Raw genomic sequence first — 10,536 nt, 5'->3', positions numbered from 1 at the left:
TATCTATATAACCTGTTTCCTCGCCTCTTCCCTCCCCCCCCCCCCCCCCCCCCCCCCCCCCCCCCCCCCCCGCTCCCACAGTTGTTTTTACTGCCCGGTCAAGGCGCGAACGGCAGTTCGCGCTTGTGCTGGGTCTTGCGGTAAGTGCCGACGATGATGTCGAACGCCGCCTGATCGACCGGCTGGCCATGCAAAAAGGCATCGATCTGCTGGTAGGTGACGCCGTGGGATGCCTCGTCCGGCTTGCCCGGTTCCAGGTCTTCCAGGTCGGCGGTCGGCACCTTCTCCACCAGCGCCTCCGGCGCGCCAAAGCTGCGCGCAATCGCCCGTACCTGGTTCTTCACCAGCCCGCTCAGCGGCGCCAGGTCGCAGGCACCATCACCAAACTTGGTAAAGAAGCCCATCACCGCCTCGGCGGCGTGGTCGGTGCCGATCACCAGGCCTGCGCGGGCGCCAGCGATGGTGTACTGGGCGACCATCCGGGTACGTGCCTTGACGTTGCCGACCACGAAGTCCACCAGCGTCGGCGAACCGTTCTTCAGCTCCACCACTTCAGCCGCCAACGCTCGCACTGCCGGGGCAATGTCCACGGTGTGCACTTCGTCGGCCTTGATCACCTCCAGGCAGGCCTGGGCGTCATGTTCATCATGCTGCACCTGGTACGGCAGGCGTACGGCGATGAAGGTGTAGGCCTTGTCGCCAGTCTCGGCGCGCAACTCGTTGATGGCGCGCTGGGCGAGCAGGGCGGCGGTCAGCGAATCGACGCCGCCGCTGATGCCCAGCACCAGGGTCTTGAGCCGGGCGTTGGCCAGGCAATCCTTGATGAACGCCACGCGCCGGGCCACTTCCTGCTCGAGCGCGGCGGCATCGGCGAAGGGGGGCTGCACCTTGAGCGCCTGGGCAATCTCCTGCTGAACGGCTTGCATGGGTTACTCCTTGCTGGGGATTTTGAATACGTGACGCAGGTAGGCGACGAAGTTCTGGTCGCGGCACTGGGTCTTGGCGGCTTCGTCGGAGATCTTCGCCACTGGCGAGCCGTTGCAGTCGGTCATTTTAAGCACGATGTTCATGGGCGCCACACCGGGGATATCGCACGTCAGGTTGGTGCCGATGCCAAAGCTGACGTTGATCCGACCGCGCAGGGCACGGAAGATTTCCAGTGAACGGGTCAGGTTCAGGCCATCGGAGAACACCAGGGTCTTGGTCATCGGGTCGACGCCCAGCTTCTGGTAATGGGCGATGGCCTTCTCGGCCCAAGCCACCGGCTCGCCCGAGTCGTGGCGCAGGCCGTCGAACAGCTTGGCGAAGTACAGGTCGAAATCCTTCAGGAAGGCATCCATGGTGATGCAGTCGGTCAGGGCGATGCCCAGCAGCCCGCGGTATTCGCGTACCCAGCAGTCCAGCGCGGCGCTCTGGCTGTCGATCAGCCGTGGGCCGAGTTGCTGGTGGGCCATGAACCACTCGTGGGCCATGGTGCCCAGCGGCTTGATATCCAGTTTCCATGCCAGGTCGACGTTGCTGGTGCCGACGAAACGCGCCGGGAAGTCATCGCGCAGCACCCGCACCACTTCCGCCTGCACCCGGCTGGAAAAGCGCCGGCGGGTGCCGAAGTCGGCCACCTGCAGTTCGGCCAGTTCGTCATCGCTGGCATGGGCGCGCAGCCAGTCGAACTTGCGGTGCAGCTGGTCACGCGCCTCGGCCAGGCGCATGTGCGGGTGCAGGTGGCGGTTGCGCACTTCGCTGATGATCGCCAGCAAAGGTATTTCGAAGAGGATCACGTGCAGCCACGGGCCCCGCAGGCGCAGGCTCAGCTGGTCATTTTCGATCCCTAAGCGCACGTAGCTCAGGTTGAAGCGGAACAGCCGCAGAAAACGCAGGAAGTCGGGCTTGAGGAAGCTGATGCGCTCCAGGAAGGCCAGCTGGCCATCATCCAGCGTGAGCTCGCTGAGCAGTTCCAGCTGGTGGCGGATTTCGCCCAGGTAGGGGCGCAGGTCTTCGCCATTGCGGCAGCGAAACTCCCACTCGACGTCGGCGTCCGGGTAGTTGTGCAGCACGCCCTGCATCATCGTCAGCTTGTAGAAATCGGTGTCGAGCAGGTTGTGCACGATGCGCTCGGCGAATGCGCTCTCGCTCATGTAAAGCTCCAGGTCGGCGGCGCCCGCTTTGAACGGTGCAAGCGCGCGTGAATGGTGGCCATTGTGCCAGTGTTTGCGCCAGCCATGAGCAAAATGGCCGGGGCTGTCGATCCACCCAGGCGAGTTTTCCGTGCACCGGCTAGCCTTCAAACGGTGCTGCTTGTAGCAGTCACGCACCAGCGGTGTGCAGTTCGGTGACGTCGGCTGTTACAGGGCGGTTGCACGTTAACACTTGCAAGGGTTGCAATGATGGCACTCGATGGTTGCTCCTTGTCTAGGCGTTTGGGTGGCGCTCACCCTGCGGCAGACGGTTGCACGCTCAATAAAGAAAAGGCCGTCGGTCGCCTCGTATCCCCCTGCACAGTGAGTTTTCCCGGAATGCAAAACCAATGGCACGGCCCTTGCTCGGAGCACAGGGTTGAGAAGTTGTAGTGCCAACCAAAAAAAACTCTAGGAGCACCACCTCATGTCGCAGACGTTTTACAAGAAAGGTTTCCTGGCACTGGCGGTAGCCACAGCACTGGGTGTTTCTTCGTATGTTCAGGCCGACGTCAAGATCGGTGTAGCGGGCCCCATGACCGGTGCCAACGCAGCGTTTGGCGAGCAGTACATGAAAGGTGCCCAGGCGGCAGCCGACAAGATCAACGCCGCCGGTGGGGTGAACGGCGAAAAGATCGTCCTGGTCAAAGGTGACGACGCCTGTGAACCCAAGCAGGCCGTGGCCGTTGCCAACCGCCTGGTGGACCAGGACAAGGTGATCGGCGTGGTCGGTCACTTCTGCTCCTCCAACACCATCCCCGCCTCCGAGGTGTATGACGAGGCCGGCGTGATCGCCATCACCCCGGGCTCCACCAACCCGCAGGTCACCGAGCGCGGCCTGTCAGCGATGTTCCGCATGTGCGGCCGTGACGACCAGCAGGGCATCGTCGCCGGCGACTACATCGTCGACGTGCTCAAGGGCAAGAAAGTGGTCGTGCTGCACGACAAGGACACCTACGGCCAGGGCCTGGCCGACGCGACCAAGGCACAGCTGATCAAGCGCGGCGTCACGCCGGTACTGTACGAAGGCCTGACCCGCGGCGAGAAGGACTTCAGCGCCGTGGTCACCAAGATCCGCGCCGCCGGTGCCGACGTCGTCTACTTCGGCGGCCTGCACCCAGAGGCCGGCCCGCTGGTACGCCAGCTGCGCGAGCAGGGCCTGAAGGACGTCAAGTTCATGTCCGACGACGGCATCGTCACCGACGAACTGGTCACCACCGCTGGCGGTGCTCAGTACGTCGATGGCGTGTACATGACCTTCGGCGCCGACCCACGCCTGCTGCCCGACAGCAAGGCGGTGGTCGAGGAGTTCCGCAAGGCCGGTACCGAACCGGAAGGCTACACCCTGTACGCCTATGCCTCGCTGCAGGCGCTGGCTGCCGCGTTCAACGGTTCCAAGTCGAACAAGGGTGAAGACGCCGCCAAGTGGCTCAAGGCCAACCCGGTCAAGACCGTCATGGGCGAGAAGAAGTGGGACAGCAAGGGCGACCTGACCGTGTCCGACTACGTGGTCTACCAGTGGGATAAAGACGGCAAGTACCACCAGCTCGAAAAACAAAAATAACCAGGGTGGGGCCCGGGCCTGCAAGCCCGGGCCAACGCCCCGCAGTAGCTGTCTTTATTCGTAGATCTGCACGGTTCTGCGCCGCGACGGCCACTTCATCCGTGGCCCGCCGTGGTCGGCGCTCGTGCAATCTCAATCAGGTGAGATTGCGTTATGGATGGTATTTTCCTGCAGCAACTGGTCAACGGCCTGACCCTCGGGTCGGTCTATGGCCTGATCGCCATCGGCTACACAATGGTCTATGGCATTATCGGCATGATCAACTTCGCGCACGGCGAGGTGTACATGATTTCCGCGTACCTCGCGGCGATCAGCCTGGCATTGCTGGCCTACTTCGGCATCGAGTCGTTCCCCTTGCTGATGCTCGGCACGCTGTTGTTCACCGTCGTCGTCACCGGCGTCTACGGCTTCACCATCGAGCGCATCGCCTACAAACCCCTGCGCAACTCCACCCGCCTGGCACCGCTGATCAGCGCCATCGGCATCTCGCTGATCCTGCAGAACTACGCACAGATCAGCCAGGGCGCCCGCCAGCAGGGCGTACCCACGCTGCTCGAAGGCGCCATGCGCATCGACGTCGGCAGTGGTTTCGTACAGCTGACCTACACCAAGATCTTCATCCTGGTCGCCGCGTTCGTCGGCATGGGCCTGCTCACCTACGTGATCAAGTACACCAAGCTCGGCCGCATGTGCCGGGCCACGCAACAAGACCGCAAGATGGCCTCCATTCTGGGTATCAACACCGACCGGGTGATCTCCTACGTGTTCGTCATCGGCGCGGTGATGGCCGCACTGGCGGGCGTGTTGATCACCATGAACTACGGCACCTTCGACTTCTATGCCGGCTTCATCATCGGCATCAAGGCATTCACCGCCGCCGTACTTGGCGGTATCGGCTCGCTCCCGGGCGCCATGCTTGGCGGGATCATCCTGGGGATTTCCGAGTCGCTGTTCTCTGGCCTGATCAACTCCGACTACAAGGACGTGTTCAGCTTCTCGCTGCTGGTGATGATCCTCATCTTCCGTCCCCAAGGCCTGCTGGGTCGCCCGCTCGTGGCTAAGGTGTGAACATGTCCGCTGCCAATACTGCCCCTGCTGTTGCAAACAAAGGTTTCGATCTCAAACGCAGCCTGCTGGAGACCATCGTCGCCGGCCTGCTGGCCCTCATCGTGTTTGGCCCGGTCGTCGGCGTGGTGCTCGACGGCTACACCTTCAACGCCCAGCCGTCCCGTGTGGCCTGGCTGGTCGGCGGGGTGATGGTCGGGCGCTTCGTGCTCAGCCTGTTCCTGCAGACCGCTACCGGCCTGCGCATGCTCCAGGGTTTCGACAGTGGTGGTTCGGGCGTGCACGTGCTGGCGCCGGACTACAAGTCGCGCCTGCGCTACATCATTCCGGCGCTGATCGTGATCGCCATCGTGTTCCCCATCTTTGCCAACAAGTACCTGCTGACCGTGGTCATCCTCGGCCTGATCTACGTGCTGCTGGGCCTGGGCCTGAACATCGTGGTCGGCCTGGCCGGCCTGCTCGACCTGGGTTACGTGGCGTTCTACGCCATTGGTGCCTACGGCCTGGCGCTGGGCTACCAGTACCTGGGCCTGGGCTTCTGGAGCGTGCTGCCGCTGGCGGCCATCGCTGCCGCGCTGGCGGGGTGCATCCTCGGCTTCCCGGTGTTGCGGATGCACGGCGACTACCTGGCGATCGTGACCCTGGGCTTTGGTGAAATCATCCGCCTGGTGCTGAACAACTGGCTGTCGTTCACCGGTGGCCCCAACGGCATGCCGGCGCCATCACCGACCTTTTTCGGCCTGGAGTTCGGTCGCCGGGCCAAGGACGGCGGGGTGCCGATCCATGAGTTCTTCGGCTTCGAATACAACGCCAACCTCAAGTTCGTGTTCATCTACGCGGTGTTGTTCCTGGTGGTGCTGGCCGTGCTGTACATCAAGCACCGCTTGACCCGCATGCCGGTCGGCCGTGCCTGGGAGGCGCTGCGCGAAGACGAGATCGCCTGCCGCTCGATGGGCCTGAACCACGTGCTGGTCAAGCTCTCCGCCTTCACCCTCGGTGCCTCTACCGCAGGCCTTGCCGGCGTGTTCTTCGCCACCTACCAGGGCTTCGTCAACCCGTCGTCGTTCACCTTCTTCGAGTCGGCGCTGATCCTCGCCATCGTCGTGCTCGGCGGCATGGGCTCGACCGTGGGCGTGGTGATCGCCGCCTTCGTGCTGACCGTGGCCCCGGAGCTACTGCGCAGCTTCTCCGAGTACCGCGTGCTGCTGTTCGGCGTGTTGATGGTGCTGATGATGATCTGGCGACCACGGGGGCTGATCCGCATCAGCCGTACCGGTGTGGTCCCGCGTAAAGGAGTGGCGCCATGAGCGACGAAATCATTCTGTCGGTCGACAACCTGATGATGCAGTTCGGCGGGATCAAGGCGCTCAGCGATGTCAGCCTGAAAGTGAAGCGCAACCAGATCTTCGCCCTGATCGGCCCCAACGGCGCCGGCAAGACCACCGTGTTCAACTGCCTGACCGGCTTCTACAAGGCCAGCGGCGGGCGCATCGAACTGAACGTGCGCGGCAGCAGCACCAACGTCATCCAGCTGCTGGGCGAACGTTTCCGGCCCACCGACTTCGTGTCCCCCGCGCGTTTCGCCAACCGCATGTACTACAAGATGTTCGGCGGTACCCACCTGGTCAACCGGGCAGGGTTGGCGCGTACCTTCCAGAACATCCGCCTGTTCAAGGAAATGTCGGTGGTGGAGAACCTGCTGGTGGCCCAGCACATGTGGGTCAACCGCAACCTGCTGGCCGGGGTGCTCAACACCAAGGGCTACCGCCAGGCCGAGAGCGAGGCGCTGGACCATGCCTTCTACTGGCTGGAGGTGGTCGACCTGGTCGACTGCGCCAACCGCCTGGCCGGTGAGCTTTCCTATGGCCAGCAACGCCGTCTGGAGATCGCCCGGGCCATGTGCACGCGGCCCAAGATCATCTGCCTGGACGAACCGGCCGCCGGCCTCAACCCGCAGGAAACCGAGGCGCTCAGCCGCATGATCCGCGTGCTGCGCGACGAGCATGACATCACCGTGGTGCTGATCGAGCACGACATGGGCATGGTCATGAGCATTTCCGACCACATCGTCGTGCTCGACCACGGCAACGTGATCGCCGAAGGCGCGCCGCAGGATATCCGCCACAACCCGACGGTGATCGCCGCCTACCTGGGTGCCGATGAAGAGGAACTGGTATGACCGCACCCATTCTCGAACTGAAGGATCTCGAGGTGTTTTACGGGCCGATTCAGGCCCTGAAGAAAGTCTCGATGCACATCAACGAAGGCGAAACGGTAAGCCTGATCGGCGCCAACGGCGCGGGCAAGTCGACCCTGTTGATGTCGATCTTCGGCCAGCCGCGGGCGGCCTCCGGGCAGATCATCTACCGTGGCACCGACATCACCCGCAAGTCGTCGCACTACATCGCCTCCAACGGCATCGCCCAGTCCCCCGAAGGGCGCCGGGTGTTCCCCGACATGACCGTCGAGGAGAACCTGATGATGGGCACCATCCCCATCGGCGACAAACATGCCGATGAGGACATGCAGCGCATGTTTACGCTGTTCCCCAGGCTCAAGGAGCGGCGTAACCAGCGGGCGATGACCATGTCCGGCGGCGAGCAGCAGATGCTCGCCATCGCCCGGGCGCTGATGAGCCGGCCCAAGCTGCTGCTGCTCGACGAACCGTCGCTGGGGTTGGCGCCGATCGTGGTCAAGCAGATCTTCGCCACCCTGCGCGAGCTGGCGCAGAGCGGGATGACTATCTTCCTCGTCGAGCAGAACGCCAACCACGCGCTGAAGCTGTCGGACCGGGCCTATGTGATGGTCAACGGGCAGATCCGCATGACCGGTACCGGGCAGGAGCTGTTGGTCAACGAGGAGGTGCGTAACGCCTATCTGGGCGGGCACTGAGCAGCCAATCGCGGGGCAAGCCCGCTCCCACGCTTTGGACTGACCCCCAAGAGGTTAGGGCGGTCCGCAGCCGTGGGAGCGGGCTTGCCCCGCGATGCTTTTTATGCTCGGTCCAGCATGTGGACAACTTGTCGCATATCTTTCTCGAAGCACTCCACAACCCCCTCGCAAGCCCTTGTTTCCACAAGTACAAAACTTTCCACGGATTGTGTGGAGCCGCCTGTGGAAAACATGGTGGCACCTCGCTGTACCCCTTTGTTTTCAAGGTCTTCAAGAGGTTGTACGTTTTTTGATCATGTACGCTTTGTGGTTGATTCAACGACTGTTTTTGCCGACAGGAGAACCTTTCCACAAGGGCCGGATATCTGTGGATAACTCTGTGCAAAAACCTTGGACAGACTGCCGCAAGCGGCATGGTTGAAAGCGTTGCGCCATCACTGAAAGATTTCCACAGGACCTCGGCCGAACAAAAGGTTCCACGCAACCGACGAGTTGCCCCCAATCCGTGGGGAAAGGCTTGTGGATAAGGTGCGCATAGCTCTCTCAGGACCATCTAGCACGGGGCCTTCAAGGCTTTGGTCGTTTTTTGATCAGGCATCGAAACGGTTGTCGCCAGGGCGTGCGCCGGGCATGCTGCGAGGCCTGCAGCACCTAATCCACAGCCAAGGAGAAGAGCATGACATCCACCGTATTCATTACTGGCGCGACTTCCGGTTTTGGTGAGGCCACCGCCCGCCGTTTCGCCGAGGCCGGCTGGAAGCTGGTCCTCACCGGCCGTCGCCAGGAGCGCCTGGATGCCCTGCGCGCCGAGCTGTCGGCCAAGACCGAAGTGCACACCCTGGTGGTCGATGTGCGTGACCGCAAAGCCATGGAGGCGGCCATCGCCAGCCTGCCGCCGGCCTTCGACAAACTGCAGGGCCTGGTCAACAACGCCGGCCTGGCGCTGGGTGTCGATGCCGCGCAGAACTGCAGCCTGGACGACTGGGAAACCATGGTCGACACCAACATCAAGGGCCTGATGTATACCACCCGCCTGTTGCTGCCACGGCTGATCGCCCACGGCCGTGGTGCGTCGATCCTCAACGTCGGCTCGGTGGCGGGCAACTACCCGTACCCGGGCGCCAACGTGTACGGCGGCACCAAGGCGTTCGTCGGCCAGTTCTCGCTGAGCCTGCGTTGCGACTTGCGCGGTACCGGGGTGCGGGTGAGCAACATCGAGCCAGGCCTGTGCGAGAGCGAGTTCTCGCTGGTGCGCTTCGGCGGCGACCAGGCCAAGTACGACGCCACCTATGCAGGCGCCGAGCCGATCCAGCCGCAGGACATTGCCGATACGATCTTCTGGATCCTCAATCAACCGGCGCACATCAACATCAACAGCCTCGAGCTGATGCCGGTGAGCCAGGACTGGGCAGGTTTCTCGATCGATCGTTCGGCCAAGGGCTGAGTCGATTGACAGGGGCAAGTCGGCTGTCGCGCAGTACATGTGGGAGCGGGTTTACCCGCGAATCAGGCACTGCGGTGTATGGCACCGGCTTCGCCGGTGTTCGCGGGTAAACCCGCTCCCACAGGTGACGTCGATTTGCTGTGGGAGCGGCGGTGCGCCGCTGCGACTTGCCCCGCGATTGCGTCAGCCCAGGCGCTGCAAACCTTCCAGGCAGGTCGCCAAGTGATAGGGCGTGGTCGAAGGCATGTCATGCCGGCTGACCGCGCCATTGCCATCCCGGCACTCATACCAGCCGCCGTCATGCAGGAACTGCCCCTGAAGGGCCTGCAACTGCCCAAGCAATTTCTCATCGCTGGCCGAGCGCAGTACCAGCGCCCGCAGATACTCCGCCTGGGCCCAGATCCGCTGGGTGGCGTCGAGCACCTTGCCGTCCAAATCCAGCATCGCCAGCACCGCCGAATCCTTTACCCCGCACTGTTCGGCGTAGCCGAATGCTCGGCTGATGGAGGCATGCAGCGGCGTGCCGCGCAGCAGCGGCGAGCTGTCGAGCAGGTAGAACCATTCGAACTGATGGCCAGGCTCGAACCAGTTATCCACAGCCCCGCGCGGTTTCTCCAGCATCAGGCCGTGTTGCGGTTCGACGAATTGCGCCTGCAGCGCTTCGCACAGCTGCAGCAGCGACTGGCGTACGTCGTCGTCCTCACGCACGGTCAGCACCTGCAGGAAAGCTTCGGCCAGGTGCATCTGTGGGTTCTGCAAGGGGCCGCTGCCCAGGTCAGACCAGTCTTCACCCAGGCTGGCCTCGTACAGGCCATCGTCACGGGCGAATTGCTCGGCAACCACTTCCAGGGCGCCATTGAGCGTGGCTTCCACCAGGCCTTCACCGACCTTGCCCCAGTAGTGGGCACAGGCGAAGACGATGAAGGCGTGGGTATAGAGATCCTTGCGCCGGTCCAGCGGCCTGCCTTGGGCGTCGATGCTGTAGAACCAGCCGCCGTGCTCGGCGTCATGGAAGTGCTTTTGCAGCGAGCGGAACAGCGCCGCCGCGCGTTCGGCCGCGCCCGGTTGTTCGATGCGGCTGCTGAACAGGTACAGCTGGCGCGCGCAGGCCATGGCGCGGTAGCGCTGTACCGGCAGCGGGCGGTGTTGGGCGTCCAGGGCTTCGTAGGGGAGCGCTAGCTCGGCGTTCCAGCCCGGGCCTTGCCACAGCGGCACGATGCGTTCGGCGAAGTGCTGTTGAAAACGGGTCAAAGCAAGGCGGGGGTCGGACATGCTGGCGCTCATGGACGGTCGGGCAGGGCGCCATGGTAGCAGACGGGGTTCAGGGTTGCTTGTGCCGGCCCTTTTTCGCGGGGGAAAACACGCCCCCACCCAGGTGAGGGGGGGTCTATTCCCAC

The 10,536-nt window shown here is 63.2% G+C and carries 9 protein-coding genes; 6 read left to right on the top strand and 3 right to left on the bottom strand.

Annotation, left to right across the window (positions count from 1 at the left end; genetic code table 11):
• Positions 1 to 98: 98 nt before the first annotated feature.
• Together nadE and pncB are read right to left on the bottom strand one after the other, a co-directional pair.
• A complete protein-coding gene (gene nadE, locus ACO6VM_RS20595) occupies positions 99 to 926 on the bottom strand; it encodes an ammonia-dependent NAD(+) synthetase (RefSeq protein ID WP_401055406.1) in 828 nt (275 codons plus the stop codon).
• Between the two features lie 3 nt (positions 927 to 929).
• Positions 930 to 2,135: a nicotinate phosphoribosyltransferase gene (pncB, locus tag ACO6VM_RS20590; protein ID WP_422403742.1), complete on the bottom strand. Its 1,206-nt coding sequence runs from the start codon at positions 2,133 to 2,135 to the stop codon at positions 930 to 932.
• A gap of 466 nt (positions 2,136 to 2,601) precedes the next feature.
• Here pncB and ACO6VM_RS20585 point away from each other — a divergent pair, with 466 nt between their 5' ends.
• From ACO6VM_RS20585 to ACO6VM_RS20560, 6 genes are all read left to right on the top strand, one after another.
• Positions 2,602 to 3,738, top strand: a complete 1,137-nt coding sequence (locus ACO6VM_RS20585) for a branched-chain amino acid ABC transporter substrate-binding protein (RefSeq protein ID WP_401055402.1) — start codon at positions 2,602 to 2,604, stop codon at positions 3,736 to 3,738.
• Between the two features lie 153 nt (positions 3,739 to 3,891).
• Positions 3,892 to 4,806, top strand: a complete 915-nt coding sequence (locus tag ACO6VM_RS20580) for an ABC transporter permease subunit (RefSeq protein ID WP_110992987.1) — start codon at positions 3,892 to 3,894, stop codon at positions 4,804 to 4,806.
• Positions 4,807 to 4,808: 2 nt separating this feature from the next.
• The gene (livM, locus tag ACO6VM_RS20575) at positions 4,809 to 6,110 is read left to right on the top strand and encodes a high-affinity branched-chain amino acid ABC transporter permease LivM (protein ID WP_422403741.1); all 1,302 of its coding nucleotides are present in this window, start codon (positions 4,809 to 4,811) and stop codon (positions 6,108 to 6,110) included.
• Complete coding sequence (locus ACO6VM_RS20570; RefSeq protein WP_232882500.1) at positions 6,107 to 6,982, top strand: ABC transporter ATP-binding protein; 876 nt, start codon at positions 6,107 to 6,109, stop codon at positions 6,980 to 6,982. Before livM ends, ACO6VM_RS20570 begins: the two co-directional genes overlap by 4 nt.
• Positions 6,979 to 7,695 carry an ABC transporter ATP-binding protein gene (locus tag ACO6VM_RS20565; RefSeq protein ID WP_125465742.1) on the top strand — a complete coding sequence of 239 codons (717 nt, stop codon included), beginning with the start codon at positions 6,979 to 6,981 and terminating at the stop codon, positions 7,693 to 7,695. The genes ACO6VM_RS20570 and ACO6VM_RS20565 overlap by 4 nt, the downstream gene beginning before the upstream one ends.
• Before the next feature lie 676 nt (positions 7,696 to 8,371).
• Positions 8,372 to 9,139: an SDR family oxidoreductase gene (locus tag ACO6VM_RS20560; protein ID WP_422403740.1), complete on the top strand. Its 768-nt coding sequence runs from the start codon at positions 8,372 to 8,374 to the stop codon at positions 9,137 to 9,139.
• Positions 9,140 to 9,322: 183 nt separating this feature from the next.
• On the opposite strand, the gene ACO6VM_RS20555 is transcribed toward ACO6VM_RS20560, so the two are convergent.
• Complete coding sequence (locus ACO6VM_RS20555; protein ID WP_422403739.1) at positions 9,323 to 10,411, bottom strand: AGE family epimerase/isomerase; 1,089 nt, start codon at positions 10,409 to 10,411, stop codon at positions 9,323 to 9,325.
• Positions 10,412 to 10,536: the final 125 nt, after the last annotated feature.

It is taken from the genome of Pseudomonas sp. GZD-209 (assembly GCF_049310485.1).
GTDB lineage: Bacteria > Pseudomonadota > Gammaproteobacteria > Pseudomonadales > Pseudomonadaceae > Aquipseudomonas > Aquipseudomonas sichuanensis.
The sequence above is the reverse complement of the archived record's forward strand: the minus strand, read 5'-3'. Positions and strand labels throughout refer to the sequence as shown.